Below are 20,039 nucleotides of genomic sequence, written 5' to 3' on the forward strand. Positions count from 1 at the left end.
AAACACATGACGCTGGATGCACTGGACTGGAGGCTGATGAACGATTGGCAACGTGCTTTGCCTCTTGTGTCGCGCCCGTTTCGGGACATCGCGCGTCATCTCGACACATCCGAAGACTGCATCATCGACCGGCTGCAAAGCCTGCTGGAAACCGGCGCGATCAGCCGGATTGGGGGGACGTGCCGACCGAACACTCTGGCCGCCAGCACGCTTGCTGCCGTGGCGGCCCCTGAGGGCAAGATCGAGGAAATCGCGCATATCATCAACGCGCAGGAGGGGGTCAACCACTCTTATGAGCGCGAAAACCAGTGGAACATCTGGTTTGTGGCCACCGGGCCGACACGCGCCTTTGTCGATGACATCCTGCGCCGGATTGCCGACCAGACGGGCTTGCGGGTGCTGGACTTGCGCCTTAAGCGGCCTTTCAACGTCGATCTGGGATTTGCTCTGGACGGGTCGAACAAGCTGCCGCAACCGCGCGAGGTCGATACCAATGTCAGGATCGAAGCAAGCGATCGGGCTATCATGCAGGCGCTCTCAGAAGGCATGGTGGCTACGGCTTGCCCCTTTGCGGAACTCGCCGACCGTCTGGGTCAAAGCGAAGCAGCTGTGTTGGAGCGGGTCAGGGCCCTGGTCGAGGCGGGGATCCTGTCGCGCATCGGCGTGATCGTGCGGCATCGCGCCTTGGGGTGGCGCGCCAACGCGATGTGCGTCTTTGTCGTGCCACCCGAAGACATCGAGGCCTGCGGACGCGCCTTGACCCGCGTGCAGGGTGTGACGCTGTGTTACGAGCGCCGACCCGTCAAGGGTGTCTGGCCCTACACCCTGTACTGCATGATCCACGGGCGCAGTCGGGCGGAAACCCTTGACGTACTCAGCCAGGCGCGGGTCACCGCACATATGGTGCCCTTTGAGTACCGCATCCTGTTCAGCACCCGGTGTTTTCGCCAACAAGGGGCCTTGATTGATTTCACCTCTGCGGGGCGCAAAACACAGGGGAGACAAGGAAGATCCGATGGACATTGACCAAACTGACCGCCAGATTATCAACGCGCTGCAAACGGGGTTTCCGATTGCGCCGTGCCCTTTTGCCGTGGCGGCAGATCGTCTGGGCTTGCGTGAAGATGATCTGATTGCGCGGCTTGCTCGGATGAAGGACGCAGGCATCATAACGCGCTTTGGCCCATTTTTGGATGCGGCCGCCATGGGCGGCGCGTTTTGTCTTTGCGCCATGGAAATCCCACAGGCCCAGTTCGGCGCGATGACAGATATCGTCAATGGCTTTGATGAGGTGGCTCATAACTATGCGCGCGATCACCGGTTGAATATGTGGTTCGTGTTGGCCACTGAGACACCTGAGGGCATCGCAGAGGTGGCTGCGCGGATTGAGGCCGCGACCAGCCTGTCGGTCTTTCAGTTCCCCAAACTCAAGGAGTTCTTTGTGGGCTTCCGGGTGGCCGCATGAGTATCCAGTCCGCAGACCGCGCCTTGATCAAAGCCTGCCAGGCGGGCCTGCCGCTGGTTGCAAAACCTTATGCGCAGATCGCGCGGCAGTTGGGTTTGCAAGAGGCAGAGGTAATGGAGCGTCTCGACGGGCTGCTCGGGCAGGGGGTGATCCGGCGGATCGGCATCGCGCCCAACCACTACAAGCTAGGCATGGCGGCAAATGGCATGACCGTCTGGGACATTGACGACGCGGAGGCCGAAGAGCTGGGCGCGCTTGTCGGCGCGATGGTGGACGTAACGCACTGCTACCTGAGGCCCCGGAAACGCCCTGTCTGGCCTTATAATCTTTTCGCCATGCTGCACGGATCGACCCGCGCGGAAGTCGAGGAGAAACGCCAACATATCCTGCAGCTGCTCGGGCCTGCGGTCCGCGCGCATGACGTTCTCTATTCAACGCAAATCCTCAAGAAAACCGGTCTGCGACTGGCCACCAAGGGAGGCACCTGATGTTTCGACTGACGCAATACATGGAGCAGTTGATCACCCCGACACAGCCACGCACCCGGCGGGGCCCGGTTCGGCCCGTGGTCATCTGGAACCTGACGCGCCGCTGCAATCTGAAATGCCGTCACTGCTATACGACATCCTCGGATAATGTCTTTCCGGGTGAGCTATCGACTGAACAGGCGTTCGGTGTAATCGACGATCTGGCGGCCTTCAAGATCCCAGCGCTGATCTTGTCAGGCGGTGAGCCGCTGTCGCGTAGCGACATCTATGAGCTGGCGCAATATGCCCGCAGCAAGGTCCCCTATCTGGCGCTGTCGACCAATGGCACGCGGATCGACACACATGCGGTGCAGAAAATCTCCGATATCGGGTTTGACTATGTCGGTATCAGTATCGATGGGGTGGGAGCCACCAACGACTGGTTCCGCGGTCAGGACGGTGCGTTCGACGCAGCCGTCGCAGGCGCACGGCTGTGCAAGGACCATGACATCAAGGTCGGCCTTAGATTTACGCCGACCGAGGACAACGCCGAACAACTGCCCGCAATCCTCGATCTGTGCGAAGCGGAAGGGATCGATAAGTTCTACATGTCTCATCTGGTCTACGCGGGGCGGGGCAACAAGAATCGCGGCGAGGATGCAGGGCACGCGCGTGCCCGTCGCTGTGTAGACCTTTTGATCGACCGGGCCTGGAACGCGCTGCAAGAGGGGCGGCATTTCGAGGTGGTGACCGGCAACAATGATGCCGATGCCGTGCGATTCCTCAACTGGGCGTGCGCGCGCTTCGGCACCGAACAAATCGATCATCTTAGGGCGCATCTTGAGGCCTGGGGCGGGAACTCATCGGGGGTGGGGGTCGCGAATATCGATCCAACCGGGAAGGTGCATCCCGATACCTATTGGTCCGATTACACCGTCGGAAATGTCAAAACAGGCCGCTTTTCCGACCTCTGGACAAGCTCGGACGAAATGCTGGGTTTGCTGCGCACACGGCCGCGTCCGCTCAAGGGGCGCTGCGGGGCCTGCGCACATCAATCGGTCTGTGGCGGTAATACGCGCATCCGCGCGCTGCAACTGACGGGCGATCCCTGGGAAGAAGACCCTGCCTGCTACCTCTCAGATGCCGAGATCGGCATTGATACGCCGGAAACCGGGCGGGTTGAGTTGCGTAAATTCACTGGGAGGCGACATGATCCAGCGCATAATTTCACTTAGCTTGCTAGCGGTTGCACCTTTGGGCGCGCGGGCAGAACCTGCGGTGCATTATGCAACCCATTGTGCGGTCTGCCACGGCGATGACCGTCTGGGCAGCCTTGGCCCCGCGCTGATCCCCGAAAGCCTGCGCAGACTAAGGGGCGAAAAGCTGGAGGCCGTGATCGCCAAAGGCCGGATCAGCACGCAGATGCCGGGCTTTGACGGTCAGATGACGGCAGAAGACATCACCGAACTTGCTGCCTATCTGCACACACCCTTGCCGGAGATCCCGGTCTGGGACGCGGCGCGCATCGCTGAGACTCTTGCAGTCAACCCCGACTACATCGCTCCGGATAAGCCGCAACATGATGCGGACCCGCTGAATATCTTTTTGGTGGTCGAAACCGGCGATCATCACATCAGCGTGCTGGATGGGGACACATTCGACGTGCTCGCACGCTTGCCCACTCCGCTGGCCGTGCATGGAGGGCCAAAATTCACGCCAGACGGGCGGTTCACTTTTGTGATGTCGCGCGATGGGTGGGTGCAAAAGATTGATCTATGGTCGATGCAGGAGGTCGCGCGCCTGCGGGCGGGCGTCAACAGCCGCAATATAGCCATGTCCAAGGATGGCAAATACCTCGCCGTGGCCAATTACCTGCCCCATAGTCTCACAATCCTGTCGACGGCGGATATGTCAGTCCAAAGGATCTTTGACGTGGTGGGCAAGGACGGCGATAGCTCTCGGGTGTCCGCCGTCTATCAGGCCCCGCAGCGCGACAGCTTCATCCTGGCACTGAAGGACATCCCCGAGATCTGGGAGGTCGCGACCGATCCCAATGCCGAGACCGTCTATGAAGGCTTCGTGCACAGCCACGAAAAGGATATGGTGGAGGCTATCGCTTCATCGGAGGGGCTTTTTGCACGACGCCGGATCGAACTAAGCGAACCGCTGGACGATTTCTTTTTCACGCCCGATTACCGGTTTCTCATCGGAGCCGCTCGGGAAAGCGACCGGGGTGTTGTGGTCAATCTGAACGTGGGCCGTGAGACGCATGAATTGCCGCTCTCAGGGCTGCCGCATCTGGGGTCAGGGATCTCTTGGGTGTTTCAGGACCGCCGCGTCATGGCGACGCCGCACCTGCGGGAGGGCAAGCTTTCCGTGATCGACACCGAAAACTGGGAAGTTCTGACTCAGATCGAAACAGATGGGCCGGGCTTCTTTCTGCGCAGTCACGAGAATTCACCTTACGTCTGGGCCGATGTGTTTTTCGGTCCCAACCGCGATGCGATGCATGTGATCGACAAACAATCGCTGGAGATCGTCAAGACCCTGCGCCCGGTGCCCGGCAAAACGCTTGCCCATGTCGAGTTTGACCGGGAGGGGCGTCATGCGCTGGTCAGCCTGTGGGAAGATGACGGCGCGATCCTTATCTACGACGCAAAAACACTTGAGGAAGTGAAGCGGTTGCCGATGCGTAAACCTTCGGGGAAATATAATGTATTCAATAAGATCACCTTTTCTGATGGCACCAGTCATTGACCGCCCCATCCTTGTTGTAACGCATGGATCGCCTTCGGACCCCGAACCGCAGGAGGTCGCGGTTCAGGCTTTGGCGACGCGGCTTGGTCAGTTGATGCCGGAGGTGCAGGTGCGCGGCGCAACTCTCGCCGCCGAGGGCGCATTGGCACGCGCCGTTCAACGCATGGATGCACCGATCCTATGCCCGTGGTTCATGTCGGATGGCTGGTTTGTCAAAACCCATTTGCCCAAGCGCCTTAAGGCTGCCGGCCTGTCGCACTGGCGCGCGACTGCGCCCATGGGTCTTTGGCCGGGTTTGCCTCAACTGATGCATGACCGTTTGCGCCTGCGTCTGGAGACGCTGGGCTGGGAGATGTCGCAGACAACCGTGATCCTTGCTGCTCATGGGTCTCCCAGCAGTGACAAGCCGCGCCAGGCCACCGAGAGCGCTGCAAAGGCTCTTGCTGGGTTCGGTCGTTTCAAGGCGATCCGCCCCTGTTATGTGGACGAACCACCTGCCATTCGTGACGTGGTTGCGTCGGTACGGCGTCCTGCCATCGTTCTGCCCTTTTTTGCTGCCCGTGCTGGCCACGTCACCGACGATTTACCCGAAGAGCTGCAAGCAGCGCGTTTTGATGGGCCGGTACTAGAACCTGTGGGCACGTGGCCTGAAACCCCGGCATTGGCGCTGGCTGTGATTGGCGCAGTGTACAGCGCAGAACTCGCATGAGCGCCGAACGACCCTGGCCGGTGGGGAAGCTGGCGCTGTTGCTCTATCCTTTCGTGGTTGGGGCGGTCGCGATCAACCTCTTCATGTTTGCCCTGATGGCGCCGGTTGTGGGGCTTGATCCACTGGAGCCGGTGAAAGCTCTGAAATGGGCGGTTGGTCTTGGGGTTCCGGCGGCATGGGCTGCTGGTCGTTGGGCGCGCCACTTGATGGACCGCGCGGACGGTCGGACTTAACCAAGGTCAAGGCTCTGGCCGGGTTCACCGGGTTTGATGGGTGAAACATCTCCGGGGGAGCCACCTGCATGAACTACGACGCCTTTTTCGCCGACCAGTTGGATCAGCTCCGTTCTGAGGGGAATTACCGCGTTTTCGCTGAATTGGAACGGGATGCCAGCAACGCGCCCCACGCCACGATGCACGGCGCGGACAGCCCGCGTGAGGTCACGGTCTGGTGTTCCAACGACTACCTAGGGATGGGCAAGGCGGGATTTGTGCGCCAGGCGATTGCTGATGCAGCGCTTCAGGACGGGGCAGGGGCAGGCGGTACCCGCAATATCTCCGGTACTGCCACGCAGCATGTCGCGCTTGAGGCGGAACTGGCCGATCTGCATGACAAGGAAGCCGCGTTGCTGTTCACCTCGGGCTATGTCTCGAACTGGGCAAGCCTAAGTGCGCTGGGCGCGCGGTTGCCGGGCTGCACGATCCTGTCCGATGAAATGAACCATGCCAGCATGATCGAAGGCATCCGACACAGCCGTGCCGATAAGGTGATCTGGAAACATAACGACCCCGAAGACCTGAACCGCAAGCTCAACGCGTTGCCACCTGGCGGGGCGCGGTTGATCGCCTTTGAATCGGTCTATTCAATGGACGGGGACATCGCGCCGATAGCTGAAATCCTTGATGTGGCCGAGGCGCATGGGGCCATGACCTATCTGGATGAGGTTCATGCCGTCGGGCTCTATGGTGCACAGGGTGGCGGCATTGCCGAACGCGAAGGTTTGGCGCATCGCGTCTCCCTCATCGAGGGCACATTGGGCAAGGCCTTTGGCGTGATGGGGGGCTATATCGCGGGATCTGCGGTGATGTGCGATTTCGTGCGGTCCTTTGCCAGTGGGTTCATCTTTACGACTGCCTTACCACCTGCGTTGGCGTCGGGGGCGCTGACGTCCATCCGCCATCTGCGGGGCAGCGATCTGGAACGCCGCCGGCAGCGGGCCAATGTGGCGAAGTTACGTGCGCGCCTTGATGCAATGCGCCTGCCGCATCTGCACAACGAAAGTCACATTGTACCGGTGATGGTCGGCGACCCGTTCAAGGCAAAATTCCTGAGCGACACGCTGCTCGAAAACTACGGCATCTATGTGCAGCCGATCAATTACCCGACTGTCCCAAAGGGTACGGAGCGATTGCGTATCACGCCGTCCCCTTTGCACGACCACCGGGACATCGAGGTGCTGGTGAACGCGCTCTCCGATCTTTGGTCGCAATGTGCGTTGAACAGGGCCGTGGCCTGATATCGGAGGACCGCGTCAAATGTTGATCGGTGAACTCGGCTCAGCGTCGGGCGTGTGAAGGTCGCAGCTTAAAAAGGGAAGGGTATGGAGCGAAAACCCGAGCACTTCAAAACGACATTCACAGCTCTTTTTGTGCTGTTTCTAGGGAGCTGTTTCGATCCGGAAACAGCCACTCATTCATGAAAAGCTTCTGCTCAGTTTTACTTGGTGTCTTACTGTCGGCGTGCTTGGCCTTTTACGGCCCGTATGGCATGTCTACAATGGACGACGGCGCAGTTTTCTCGATGGTGATCTGCGCGGATGGCGTTGTACAAACCGTTCAATTCGACGCGGATGGCAAACCGGTCGAGCCTTCGCAAAACTGTCCGGAGTGCCTGACCTGTTGTCCTGCCATCGGAGCGATGATCTCCGGGGTCTGCGCGTCCAACCCTAGCTTTGCGCTTTTGGACCTGCAGGAAGACCGGCTTGTCGCGTCGGGCACCAGAGTTGAAAGACGCAACATGCGTCCGCCGTTGCGCGGACCCCCGGCTGCGCAGTTTTCCCTGATGCAGAATATACGTGATCGGTCCCCGACCCGACATGTCGGGCACGCTCTGTTGCCGGGTGTTGCCACATGAAGTTCGTTTACTTCCGTTTAAAGCTCCTGACCCTCCTTGCGATGCTCATCTGCTTCGGACTTCCGGCCGCAGCGGAAACGGTACTGTCCAAAATCTTGCCGAAACTCGCCGCAGCAGAGTTGGTCGAGGGCGCGGATGGCTTTGGGATCACCCACCCCGACATTCCCGTGGTCGAAGTCTTGAAAGACGGCGCGCGGATCGGGTGGGCCTATGTCACCTCGGATTTCGTTTCCACCACCGGATATTCGGGCAAACCCATCCACACCATGGTCGTGATTGATGACGCAGCCCGGGTGATCGGCGTGCAACTGGTCAAACACTCTGAGCCCATCGTGTTGATTGGTATTCCAGACTCCAAGGTCAAGGCGCTCGTGGCCAATTACCGGGGCCTTGACCTTGTGGCAGAAGCAGAATCTGGCGGCACAGCGCACCAGCTTGATATCATTTCAGGTGCGACCGTGACGATCATGGTGATAGACGATTCCATCGTGCGGGCGGGTCTGAAGGTTGCGCGCCAACTTGGGTTGGGCGGCCTTGTCGTTGAGGACGAAGGCACCGGCCCACAGTTTGAAATAAACCCGGAGGCCGAGGCTTCTGGCGACTGGATGACGTTGGAAGGCGACGGAACCTTACGCCGGCTGTCGCTGGATGTGGGGCAGATCAACGCGGCTTTTGCCGCGATGGAGGACGAGCGCGCTGGCAAGCGCGCGTTAGACGACCCACCCGAAACCCCCTTCATCGATATGCAGGCAACGCTAGTTTCCCATCCGGCCATCGCACACGCTGTTCTAGGGGATGCCGTGGCGGGCAATCTGGCCGATTGGTTGGAAGACGGCGACCAGGCTGTCGCGATTTTCGGGCGTGGGCTCTATTCCTTCAAGGGATCGGGGTATGTGCGGGGCGGTATTTTCGACCGGATTGTCCTGATCCAGCAGGATGTCTCCGTGCGGTTTCGGGATCGCATGCACAAACGGATCAACACGATCGCGGCTAACGGCGCGCCGGTTTTCGCTGAAGCGGATCTGTTTAAAATCCCTGCTGACAGCGGCTTTGACCCCACCAAATCCTTTCGCATTCAGCTTCTGGTGCAACGTGAAGTCGGTGCGATTGAAAAGGTATTTACCACCTTCGATCTCGGCTACCAGTTGCCCGCGCACTATATCCGCGCCGTCCAACCGCCCCCCGCGAACATTCCGGACAGCGTTGAAACGGTCACATCACAAAGCGAAGCCGCCGCGCACCAGGAATTGTGGAAACGCATCTGGGTCGGGAAGCAAGTTGAAATCGTCGTCTTGGGGGTCATGCTGGCCCTGCTCACGGGTGTCTTTTTCTTCCAGAGTTTCGCCGTACGCAATGCGCGCGCATTTTACATTTTCCGGATCGGATTCCTTGCGGTGACGCTGGTCTATCTGGGCTGGATGACCAACGCGCAATTGTCGGTGGTCAATCTCATGGCGCTCTTTGGCTCCTTGGTCGCAGGCTTTAGCTGGCAAGCGTTTTTACTTGATCCGTTGACCTTCATCCTTTGGTTCGCGGTGGCGGCAGCGCTGTTGTTCTGGGGGCGCGGGGCCTATTGTGGCTGGCTTTGCCCGTTTGGTGCCCTTCAGGAGCTGCTCAATCAGGTGGCACGCAAACTGCGCGTCCCGCAATGGACTCTGCCGTGGGGGTTGAATGAACGTCTCTGGCCGCTGAAATACATGATCTTTCTCGGTCTGTTCGGCGTCTCTCTGACCAGCATCGAACAGGCGGAACGTCTGGCCGAGGTCGAACCTTTCAAGACCGCGATTATCCTGAATTTCATGCGCGCCTGGCCTTTTGTGACCTATGCCGTGGCTTTGTTGATTGCCGGTCTTTTCGTGGAACGTTTCTTTTGCCGTTACCTCTGCCCTCTTGGGGCGGCGCTGGCCATTCCCGCGCGGTTGCGGATGTTTGACTGGCTCAAGCGCTACAAGGAATGTGGCAGCCCTTGCCAGACCTGCGCGCATCAATGCCCCGTGCAAGCCATCCATCCGACGGGCGAAATCAACCCCAACGAGTGCATCAACTGCCTGCACTGCCAGGTGCTTTATCAGTCCGAAACAACCTGTCCCGTGGTCATCAAAAAGATGAAACGGCGGGAAAAAGATCAGGCTGGACCAGACCTTGAACGGTTTGTCGGACATCCCAATCAAAAACGCGAAGTTCCGAACACATGAAAGGAAAAAACATGCCTGTTGATAAAAAACTCTCCCTCTCACGGCGCGGTCTGCTGGGCGCGACGGCAGGGGGCGCAGCACTGGCCGGTACATGGGGCGGTCGCGCCCTGTTGGGCGCCGGTGCAGCCGGTACGGCGACACTGGCGACAACCACCAGCGCGCGCGCGGCGGCAGGGGCCGAGGTTGCGCCGGGCCAGCTTGATGAATTCTACGGGTTCTGGTCATCGGGTCAGGCCGGTGAACTGCGTATTCTGGGGGTTCCTTCGATGCGCGAGTTGATGCGGGTTCCCGTTTTCAACATGTGTTCTGCTACAGGCTGGGGCACCACCAACGAATCCAGAAAAATCCTCTCCGAAGGGCTTATGCCTAAAACCAAGGCGTATCTTGCCGCAAACGGTCTGGAATTCCCACAAAACGGTGATTTGCACCATCCGCATATGTCCTTCACCGAAGGCACCTATGACGGGCGCTTTCTGTTCATGAACGACAAGGCAAACACCCGCGTCGCGCGTGTGCGCTGTGACGTGATGAAGTGCGACAAGATCATCGAGATTCCGAACGCCAAGGGAATTCATGGATTGCGTCCCCAAAAATGGCCCCGCACCAACTATGTCTTTTGTAACGGTGAAGACGAAGTGCCAATGGTGAATGATGGGCAGATCCTCGACGCATCAGAGCAATATGTGAATTTTTACACAGCCATCAACGCCGATGAAATGACCGTGGCCTGGCAGGTGATGGTGAGCGGGAACCTCGATAACACCGATTGCGATTATGAGGGGAAATACGCCTTCTCGACCTCGTACAATTCGGAAATGGGCATGACGCTGGCCGATATGACCGAGGCTGATATGGACCATGTCGTGGTCTTTAACATCAAGGAAATCGAGGCAGGGATTGAGGCTGGCGATTTCGTCGAACTGAATGGCGTCAAGGTGCTGGACGGGCGCAAGGGCACGACCAACAAATACACCCGCTACATCCCGATCCCGAACAACCCGCATGGCTGCAATATGGCACCGGACAAGATACACCTCTGTGTTGCGGGCAAGCTGTCGCCAACGGTGTCGGTGATTGATGTGCGTAAACTGGATGCGGTATTTAACGAGGATGTCGACCCACGCAGCGTCATTGTGGCGGAACCTGAATTGGGTCTCGGGCCGCTTCACACCTGTTTTGATGGCAAGGGCAACTGCTATACCACGCTGTTCCTTGATAGCCAGGTCGTGAAATGGAACCTTGAAGACGCGATTAAGCTCTATAATGGCGAGGACGTCGATCCGATCCGCCTTAAGAAGGACGTGCACTACCAGCCGGGGCATAACTCGACCGTGATGGGCGAGACGCTGGAAGCGACAGATAAATATTACATCACGATGAACAAGTTCTCCAAGGATCGGTACTTGAATGTCGGACCTCTGAAGCCTGAAAACGAACAGCTTTTTGTGATTGACGGCGATGATATGACTCTGGTCCATGATGGGCCTACTTTTGCTGAACCACACGACTCTATCATCGTTGATCCGTCCAAAATGAACCCGAAATCGGTCTGGGATCGCGATGATCCGATGTGGTCGGACGCGCGGGCGCAGGCCGAAGCGGATGGCGTGGACCTTGATGATTGGCAGGAGGAAATCATCCGCGATGGCAACAAGGTGCGCGTCTACATGTCCAGCAACGCGCCCAATTTTTCGCTGGAGACCTTCACCGTTCAACAGGACGACGAGGTGACCGTCTATGTGACCAATCTGGATGATATCGACGATCTGACCCATGGGTTTACCATGGGCAACCACGGTGTGGCGATGGAGGTGGGGCCGCAGGCAACGGCATCTGTAACTTTCGTAGCGGCCCAGCCGGGCGTATACTGGTATTATTGCCAGTGGTTCTGCCACGCGCTCCACATGGAGATGCGCGGTCGGATGTTCGTCGAACCAAGGGCGAGCTGAACCAAGATGCGTGTTCTGATCCCATTTCTCACACTGCTCGCCGCGCTGCCTCTCTGGGCAGAGGAGCGGCATGTGATGGCGGGTCAGGGCAGGCTTGCCACTGCCATCGCCGGGGCCGGTCCCGGCGATGTGCTGATCCTCGCTCCCGGCCGACATGAGGGCACGGTCACCATTGATCGCCCCCTGACCCTCACCGGTGGGCAAGGTGCCATCGTCGATGGGATGGGGCAGGGCACGGTGATCAGCATAGATGCCTCTGATGTCACCATCCGCAATCTGACTGTGACCGGGTCAGGAATGAACAGCCAGAACACCGACGCTGGCATAAAGATCCTGCGCAAAGCGGACCGTGCCATCGTTGAAAACAACCGCGTCCTGGGCAATCTGCACGGCATCGACGTACATGGGGGGCACGATGCGCAGGTGCGCGGCAACACCATCGAAGGGACACGCCACCCACGCATGAATGATCGCGGCAACGGTATTTACGTCTGGAATTCACCGGGCACCGTGATCGAAGGGAATTCGGTGCGCTGGGGCCGTGACGGGATATTCTCCAACACATCGCGCAAGGGGACGTACCGCAACAACCTCTTTCGCGATCTGCGTTTCGCCGTGCACTACATGTACACTAACGACTCCGAGGTGTCTGGCAATGTGTCCATCGCCAATCACTTGGGCTATGCGATCATGTTTTCCAACCGGGTGGTCATCAAGGACAACCTGAGCCTGTCGGATCGAAGCCACGGTATCATGCTGAACTTCGCCAACAACGCAGATGTGTCGGGCAATCTGGTGCGGGGCGGGGCCGACCGCTGCACGTTCATCTATAATGCGCACAAGAACCTGATCTATAACAACCGCTTTGAGGGCTGCACTATCGGCATCCATTTCACTGCCGGGTCAGAACGCAATGTGCTGACGGGCAATGCCTTTTTGGGAAACCGTACGCAGGTGAAATATGTCGGCACACGCGATATCGAATGGAGCTTTGAGGGCAGGGGAAATTACTGGTCCGATCACGCCAGTTTTGATCTGGGCGGGGATGGCATCGCCGACAGCCCATTTCGTCCTAACGACCTGATGGATCATATTCTGTGGTCACAACCTGCGGCGGGGCTTTTGACAGGGGCGCCGGTGGTGCAATTGATCCGCTGGTCGCAATCCAATTTCCCCGCCACATTGCCGGGCGGCGTGGTGGACAGCGCGCCGCTGATGGTTGCGCCTAATATTGAAATACCCCCCGAATTCCGCGCGATGGAAGCCGAGAGGGCGGCGCGCGGATATGAAAGTGAACCAGATGACTTCGACCTTAACGATCTCTCATCTCACTAAGTCCTTTGACGGGGTCACGGCTCTGTCGGATGTGTCTTTGCACGTGGCCCCTGGCGAGCGGGTTGCTTTGCTGGGCCACAATGGGGCGGGGAAATCGACCTTGATGAAACTGATCCTGGGGTTGATCGCTGCCGATCATGGCGCGATTTCAGTTTGCGGTGCTGCCCCTGGGGGACGGGGGGCGCGCGCAAAGGTGGCCTACCTTCCGGAGAACGTCAGATTCCATTCTGCGTTGACCGGTCTGGAGCAAATTGCTCACTATTTACGCTTGCGGGGGCTGGAGGCCTCCGGGGCGCTGGCGTTGCTTCACAAGGTCGGACTGGGCGATGCGGCAAAGCGGCGGATCGGCACCTATTCCAAAGGGATGCGTCAGCGCGTCGGGCTGGCGCAGGCGTTGATTGGCCAGCCAAGCCTTCTTGTGCTGGATGAACCGACGAGTGGCCTGGATCCAGTCTCGCGCCGGGATTTTTATGAGCTTCTCGATGGGCTTGCGGCCAAGGGGGCAGCTATACTGTTGTCCAGCCACGCATTGACAGAGGTCGAGGCGCGCACGGACAGGTTGGTGATTTTGTCGGGGGGGCGGATCGCGGCGACGGGCTCCCTGAGCGACTTGCGCCGTGAGGCCGCCTTGTCGGTCTCCATGCACATCACCGCGATCAACGGGTATGTCACCGATATTCTTGCAGCGTTTCCCGATGCTATTCACGCGGGTGGGGCCGTGCAACTCAACTGTGCCCAAGACAACAAACTCGCCACCCTCGCACAAATTGCAGCACTTCAGGACAAAGTGGCAGATATCGAAGTCATACCGCCAAGTTTGGAAGACATTTACAGCCACTTCAGCCGGAGGGATGGCCAATGATCGCCCGCATTCTCGCGACGGCAATCTGTGAGGCGCACATCGCGCGCCGCAATCTATGGATTGTCATTGCCGTTGCTCTGATGGTGATGTTCTCCTTGGTTTTATCCGCGGTGGGATCCGTACCCAGCGGTGAGCTTGGCGCAGATCGGTTGTCCATCACAGTTGCCTCTTTGACCTCGCTTGCGGTCTATCTTGTTCCCTTAGTCGCTTTGTTGATGTCATTTGACGCGATTGCGGGCGAGGTAGAACGCGGCACGCTGCCTCTCGTACTGACCTACCCCATTGGGCGTTGGGAAATCCTTGCTGGCAAGTTGCTGGCACATACGGGCATTTTGATCATCGCGCTTGTGGCCGGATACGGCGCAGCGGGGCTCGTAGCGGTGCTCAATGACCCGGCGGCGGTCAGCGGCATCGACGCCCTCTGGCGCTTGACCTGGACGTCGGTTCTTCTGGGGGCAAGTTTTTTGGGCCTCGGCTATGCCTTATCGGCGCTGGCAGGGCGCGCATCGGGTGCGGCAGGCCTGGCGATCGGGGTTTGGCTGGGACTGGTGGTGCTCTATGATCTGGCTCTCCTGGCGGCGGTTGTCGTCGATCAAGGCGGCGCATTTTCCACGCAGATTTTTCCTTCGCTTCTGCTGGCCAACCCGGCGGATGCGTTTCGCCTCTTTAACCTGACGGCGTCACAGGCCACGGCGGCGGCCTCAGGGATTGCGGGTGCTGCCGGCGCTATCGCCTTGTGGCAATCGCTGCTCTCTCTTTTACTCTGGCCCTTCGTCGCCCTGGGGCTGGCTACGGTTGCATTCCGAAAGGTGGAACCATGATCCGTATCTCGGCTGTATTGGCGCTCGTGATGGTGACCGCGTGCAAGGAAGAGGTCGTTCAGGATGTATCAGCCTTGCCCTTCACGGTCGAAGCCGTCGGTCATTTTTGCCAAATGAACCTGTTTGAGCACGACGGCCCAAAAGCGCAGGTGCATCTGGGGGGGCTGCCCCAATTGCCGCTGTTTTTCAGTCAGGTGCGCGACGCGGTTGCCTATCAACGTTTGCCCGAGCAAACACACGAAATTCTAGCCATTTGGGTCAACGACATGGGCGTGCCAGGGGCGACATGGGCCACACCTGGCAGCACCAATTGGATCGCCGCACAGGATGCGTATTACGTCGTGGGCAGCCGGGTCATTGGCGGGATGGGCGCGCCCGAACTCGTGCCCTTTTCGCAAGCGGCCAAAGCCGGGGCCTTCGCGAAAGCGAATGGGGGCGAGGTCATGCATCTGGGTGATATCCCAGATGATGCCGTTTTGGCGCCTGTTGAGCTGGTGGATGACGAAGATGATGCGGATTTCGAACAACGGTTGCGCGCCCTGTCGCGTAATTCGGGAGGGTGATTTCATGACAACACGTCGTCGTTTTCTAGCCATTGCTGCCGCCGCCACGGCCAGTCCCGGCGTCGGGATGGCGCAGCCTCTTCATGTCTGGCAAGGGGTTGCGCTTGGTGCACGCGCGACCCTGCGATTGGCCCATCCGGATGCAAAGGCGATCGGTGCGCGGGTCGCCAATGAGATTTCCCGACTGGAAGATATTTTCAGCCTTTACCGCCCCGACAGCAGTTTGATGCAACTGAACCGCACCGGGCAACTTGTAGCGCCCCCCTTTGAATTGCTGGAGTGCCTGTCGCTTGCCAGGGCGGTGCATCGGGCGAGCAGCGGAGCTTTTGATCCTACGATCCAACCGATTTGGAAGTGTTACGCAGAGGCTGCTGCATTGGGGGCAATGCCAACAGAACACGCTCTGATGCGCGCGCGGGCTTGCACAGGCTGGCATCGCATAACAATGGATGCGTCCTCTATTGTCATGCAAAAAGATATGTCGCTTACCCTGAACGGCATAGCCCAGGGCTATATCGCCGATCGCGTGGCGATGATGCTGAGAGATGCAGGTTTGACGAACATCTTGATCGATACGGGCGAGTTTCGCGCCCTTGGAATGCATCCAGATGGTGGTCACTGGCCCGTAAGACTTGCAACTGGTGGCGAAGTCCCTTTGGCATCACGGTCGCTCGCCACGTCCGCGCCGTTGGGCACGACATTTGACCGGGATTCGACACTCGGGCACATCCTTGACCCACGCAGCGCGAGGCCGACATCCAACATCTGGCAGGAAATCACTATATCTGCGCCATCGTCAGCCCTCGCAGACGCACTCTCAACAGCGGCCTGTTTGTTTGAGTATCGGGAAGAGATCGACTCCCTTGTCGCGACATTCGCGGACACCGCTGTCGTGGCCACCGTTGCGTCCAAGCCCTGACAATAGCGATCATGAGAGGCAGCTATTTGATTTCTTGTTTACCATTTCACTGGCGTCAATCGACAGAATCCCCGTTGAAATGGTAGGTCTGACGCGGAGGTGCATCCCGCAATTCGTTTAATATCCCGCTTGAGTCAAAGGATTTTGTCACACAAGTTGCTTTGCCCAGAACTTAGGTTCAGCGTGTTTGTTGATGGTGCGCTGGCATCAACGCTCCTGAATATTTTCTCCGTAGTAGTCCGCTGCCGAAAACGCCGAATAGACTCAAATTGTTGTTTGCCATTACATCAGCTATGCCAAATACCTAAAGTGCTCATTGTGTCGGATGGGAAGCATCCATCCTCAGCATCACCCATGGAGGAGTGGATTGAATCCGACTTTGGACTAATAGATTGGAGAGTTGGTGTGCACGTAAATTGCAAACGGGATTGCGCGGAGTTCTGGGCTTTCTTGAAAGCTCATGCTTTCACCAGGCTTGGGTCGGAGTAGGCGGCTCTTTTAACAAATCTACCCAATTACCGCCATTTGCACGTCGTTGCTCTCGGGGGGCTAGACTGCCCCAATTCATGTGCAGTATGTGTTCAAAATGGTCCCGTAAATCGGGTCGCGGACCATAGGAGAGCTAGGAACGCCCAACAACACAGCCACCACGGCAGCGAGATTATCTTGTGCGCCCATGATGGATGGAACAGGTAGTACTAAATTCGCTATTTATTTCCAGTGCATTGCGGATGCGCATCGAGTGATGTTGTAAAAAATGTTGTAACTTCCGTGCACCCGTTCAGAGCCCGCCACGCCGCGCAAACATGCGAAAGCTTTCGCCATCATGTCCCTTGGTCGATCGGTCGCAGACCACGACTACAATGACGGTTACCTGTGGTACCTATCTAAACCCTGAGTACCGCGTCTTGTGAGTTCGTTCACGGAGAGACGACACGGCGATTTCCTCATATCTGCCATTCGTTCAGCCCGCGGCGAATGTTAGTGAAGAGCCCAATTCGACCAATGCTGCGCAAATCGCGAAGGACAGCTTTTGGCCATTAATACCGAGAGGTTTGATAGCCTCATTCAACCCATTGGTGCTACAACATACTTGCCTTGACCAAGCTTTTTGCAGACATTGAACCAGTCGAAACGAAGCGCTTGGGCATAGCAACAATTTGCCCAGTGTGGATAAGGGAAAAGTATGTCACCGGAAGGTATTATAGCGGCAATATCATTGCTTCTCGCGGCGGAACCTGATCCCGCTTTTGACACTTTAAGCGCAGGAGGTTTCGATGATCGGTATCCCGTGACAGTCGCGGCCTGCCCCGAGACAACATCTGCCTTGGATATCGAAGGACAGACGATCATCTGCGGTACTGTTGACGTGCCAGAAAACCATGACGCGCCGGATGGCAACCGCATACCACTACGGTTCATGGTCGGCAAAGCGCAGACGACCAACCCTTTTTCTGACCCGGTCCTCTATTTACATGGGGGTCCTGCTGGCGGTGCAATGAAGTCTATCGCGACCGTCACGGACACCATTCTCGGCGACCACCGCACGCATCGTGATATTGTGACCTTCGATCAACGCGCGGCGATGCTGTCGTCCACTACGGTACGGTGTTACGATGAAATCTCTGAAAATATCCTAGCTATTGCCCGCGAGGCCGAGGGGGTTACACCACCCGAAGGCACTGATGCAATTGATATGGATGATTTTACCAAACTCTGCGTGAACGAGCTTTATGAAAGCGAAGCAGATCTAGCGCAGTATAACACCCGCAATAATGCCCGCGATGTACGGGCCTTGATGTCCGCGTTGGGGTACCCGGAGTACAATATTCTGGGGATTTCCTATGGCACTCGATTGGCATTGGAGGTGTTGCGCACAGCGCCCGAAGGCGTCCGCTCTGTGATCATCGACGGGGTCGCGCCACCGACTGTCAGGCTGTATGATGATCTCTTCCCGCCACATGTAGATGCTATGGAGGCACTGTTTGACCAATGTGCCGCCGATCCAGACTGTAAGGCGGCCTATCCTGAATTGCGCGAAAAGTTCCAAGCCTTGGGGGACCAATTAACAGCGACGCCGATCCCTGCCATACGCGGACGGCCCACCATTGATGTCGAAACTTTGTATGCTGTTATCAATGCGCGTACGAAATTCAGCGAAACCTGGGTACGGTCGCTGAACAATTACCTGCCGCGCATGATTTATGAGCTTGTTAACGGCGATCCATCGACCTTTGATTGGTTTATAGAGACTTATGGTGAGGACACCCCCCGCGACGTATTGGCTGTTTTGCGCGGTGTCGTAACACTTTCCGATGATGAAATAGCTTTGGCGGCGTCGGTGCTGCGCAGCGCACAGGCAATGACTGATCTCTCTGAAGGCATGCGCGACACGCTGGCGCAACTCAAGCACGACATTTCTTTGAACGACGCGGAACTGTCGGTTGCAAAAGCGTTCGATGACCGTGCGACCAAGGCGCTCCAAAACATGGACCGCATCGATACAGCGGCAGCTATCGTTGAATATGTAAAATTCCAAAAAATGGTACCTAGTCGCCCTGTGTTGGAAGACTGGGTAAAGGCACATTTTCTGGGTCCCGACCGTGCAGTATTGCTGAGCTTGGTCGCAGCCATGACACCAGAAGATATCGCGCGCACCTTTGTCATCGCAGATAAAGAAGTCAGCCCTTACCAAGAAGTCATACAGAACGAGTTGGGTCTTTATATCTATGCATGCCAGGAGGACTTCCCGTATAATTCTATCGCCGGATACGAAGCATCTGTTGCAGATATTCCCTATAGTATGATCGCTTCAGAAAGAGCTGTAGAGGACTTCAAAGCGCTGTTTGCGACTTGTGCATTGTTCGAGCCTATTGATGTTGCAGGTTTTCATGAGCCCGTTGTATCAGACATCCCGGTTCTGTCGCTTGGTGGAACGAATGATCATCAAACGTCGTGGCGTTGGTCTCAACTTGCGGCGGAAACTTTGACAAATGCGCGGGTGGTCATTTTCCCGAACTCCGGACATGGCTCGAGCCTGTATTCCTCCTGTGGGCGGGATATGACAGCCCGTTTCATTCTTGATCCTAAAAGCGAATTGGATGAGGAATGTACCGCTGACCTTTTGCCGAAATGGGTGATGCCGGATGCTCCGCTCAGGTAGTGGTTTTCTTTGTAACAAAGGGTAGCAGTCTCTTCGATTGAAATAATTACGAACACACACACAAGCGGTCATTCGTTTTATTCCTTCAAGGTCGGTTTTGTCCGCATTCCGTGAATTCGAGCGGCGCGGGACGAACGGCGGCAAACCTGCGCGTACGCCTTGGAAAGTAACACCCACAGAGAAACGGGGTAGGGTGGGGCTGGGCTACAACATGGCGATTTAGTCGCAACATTTGTTGTAACTCGACCGAAAACGGGCTCGGATTGGCCTGAAACGGACTGAAATGATGCTCTGGCGTGATTGCTCGCTCTGCAGTAAAATTCAGCAATGGAAAGAAAATCGCATCATTTCGCTCCCTGGCGTCTGTCTTGCGCACCCATGATGGATTAGACCGGTTCGTGTTAGCTTTCAGTAATTTAAGTGAGGTCGTGTGCAATGTGTGTGCAACATGAAATCGCCTTCTGTCGCCTTCTGTCGCGTTCTGTCGGGTGTTTGGCGGTAGTGTGGACTTGATCAAACTGAAGAACGTTTGAACCGGGGTGAATTAAGGGTTGCGCCAACGCCGCACCGGGAAGCATTTATCTAGATGACGGTGCAGTGCCCAAAGATTTAGTCAATCGAATGTCGGCTCGGGGTAGGGGCAACGGGTAGCCGTTGCCGGTCGGATCGGGAGATATTTTTGCAAAAGACTTAGTCGGCAA

Annotated in this window: 17 protein-coding genes; all 17 read left to right on the forward strand. The window is 57.4% G+C overall.

Annotated elements, in window-relative coordinates:
• The first annotated feature begins 6 nt into the window (after nt 1–6).
• The 17 genes from R8G34_23250 (at nt 7) to R8G34_23330 (ending at nt 19,338) form a co-directional block, all read left to right on the forward strand.
• Nucleotides 7–1,026, forward strand: a complete 1,020-nt coding sequence (locus tag R8G34_23250; GenBank protein ID MDW3225769.1) for an AsnC family transcriptional regulator — start codon at nt 7–9, stop codon at nt 1,024–1,026.
• Nucleotides 1,016–1,465, forward strand: a complete 450-nt coding sequence (locus R8G34_23255; GenBank protein MDW3225770.1) for an AsnC family transcriptional regulator — start codon at nt 1,016–1,018, stop codon at nt 1,463–1,465. Before R8G34_23250 ends, R8G34_23255 begins: the two co-directional genes overlap by 11 nt.
• Nucleotides 1,462–1,953: an Lrp/AsnC family transcriptional regulator gene (locus R8G34_23260; protein MDW3225771.1), complete on the forward strand. Its 492-nt coding sequence runs from the start codon at nt 1,462–1,464 to the stop codon at nt 1,951–1,953. Before R8G34_23255 ends, R8G34_23260 begins: the two co-directional genes overlap by 4 nt.
• Complete coding sequence (gene nirJ, locus R8G34_23265) at nt 1,953–3,167, forward strand: heme d1 biosynthesis radical SAM protein NirJ (GenBank protein ID MDW3225772.1); 1,215 nt, start codon at nt 1,953–1,955, stop codon at nt 3,165–3,167. The genes R8G34_23260 and nirJ overlap by 1 nt, the downstream gene beginning before the upstream one ends.
• Complete coding sequence (locus tag R8G34_23270; protein ID MDW3225773.1) at nt 3,142–4,689, forward strand: cytochrome D1 domain-containing protein; 1,548 nt, start codon at nt 3,142–3,144, stop codon at nt 4,687–4,689. The genes nirJ and R8G34_23270 overlap by 26 nt, the downstream gene beginning before the upstream one ends.
• Nucleotides 4,646–5,398 (forward strand): CbiX/SirB N-terminal domain-containing protein, encoded by a 753-nt coding sequence (locus tag R8G34_23275; GenBank protein ID MDW3225774.1) that lies wholly within the window; start codon nt 4,646–4,648, stop codon nt 5,396–5,398. The genes R8G34_23270 and R8G34_23275 overlap by 44 nt, the downstream gene beginning before the upstream one ends.
• Nucleotides 5,395–5,631: a hypothetical protein gene (locus R8G34_23280; protein MDW3225775.1), complete on the forward strand. Its 237-nt coding sequence runs from the start codon at nt 5,395–5,397 to the stop codon at nt 5,629–5,631. The genes R8G34_23275 and R8G34_23280 overlap by 4 nt, the downstream gene beginning before the upstream one ends.
• Before the next feature lie 68 nt (nt 5,632–5,699).
• A complete protein-coding gene (gene hemA / locus R8G34_23285) occupies nt 5,700–6,914 on the forward strand; it encodes a 5-aminolevulinate synthase (protein MDW3225776.1) in 1,215 nt (404 codons plus the stop codon).
• A 251-nt stretch (nt 6,915–7,165) separates the two neighbouring features.
• Entirely contained in the window at nt 7,166–7,531 is a 366-nt protein-coding gene (locus R8G34_23290; protein ID MDW3225777.1) for a hypothetical protein, read from the forward strand.
• Nucleotides 7,532–7,572: 41 nt separating this feature from the next.
• A complete protein-coding gene (locus R8G34_23295) occupies nt 7,573–9,726 on the forward strand; it encodes a 4Fe-4S binding protein (GenBank protein MDW3225778.1) in 2,154 nt (717 codons plus the stop codon).
• A gap of 11 nt (nt 9,727–9,737) precedes the next feature.
• Entirely contained in the window at nt 9,738–11,675 is a 1,938-nt protein-coding gene (nosZ, locus tag R8G34_23300) for a TAT-dependent nitrous-oxide reductase (protein ID MDW3225779.1), read from the forward strand.
• A 6-nt stretch (nt 11,676–11,681) separates the two neighbouring features.
• Nucleotides 11,682–13,010: a nitrous oxide reductase family maturation protein NosD gene (locus R8G34_23305; GenBank protein MDW3225780.1), complete on the forward strand. Its 1,329-nt coding sequence runs from the start codon at nt 11,682–11,684 to the stop codon at nt 13,008–13,010.
• Entirely contained in the window at nt 12,976–13,872 is an 897-nt protein-coding gene (locus R8G34_23310) for an ABC transporter ATP-binding protein (GenBank protein ID MDW3225781.1), read from the forward strand. The genes R8G34_23305 and R8G34_23310 overlap by 35 nt, the downstream gene beginning before the upstream one ends.
• Nucleotides 13,869–14,693, forward strand: a complete 825-nt coding sequence (locus tag R8G34_23315; GenBank protein ID MDW3225782.1) for an ABC transporter permease subunit — start codon at nt 13,869–13,871, stop codon at nt 14,691–14,693. Before R8G34_23310 ends, R8G34_23315 begins: the two co-directional genes overlap by 4 nt.
• The gene (locus tag R8G34_23320; protein ID MDW3225783.1) at nt 14,690–15,256 is read left to right on the forward strand and encodes a nitrous oxide reductase accessory protein NosL; all 567 of its coding nucleotides are present in this window, start codon (nt 14,690–14,692) and stop codon (nt 15,254–15,256) included. Before R8G34_23315 ends, R8G34_23320 begins: the two co-directional genes overlap by 4 nt.
• A 4-nt stretch (nt 15,257–15,260) precedes the next feature.
• A complete protein-coding gene (locus R8G34_23325; GenBank protein ID MDW3225784.1) occupies nt 15,261–16,175 on the forward strand; it encodes an FAD:protein FMN transferase in 915 nt (304 codons plus the stop codon).
• 1,186 nt (nt 16,176–17,361) lie between these two features.
• Complete coding sequence (locus tag R8G34_23330) at nt 17,362–19,338, forward strand: alpha/beta fold hydrolase (GenBank protein MDW3225785.1); 1,977 nt, start codon at nt 17,362–17,364, stop codon at nt 19,336–19,338.
• Nucleotides 19,339–20,039: the final 701 nt, after the last annotated feature.

Source organism: Paracoccaceae bacterium (assembly GCA_033344815.1).
Taxonomy (GTDB): Bacteria; Pseudomonadota; Alphaproteobacteria; order Rhodobacterales; family Rhodobacteraceae; genus Roseobacter.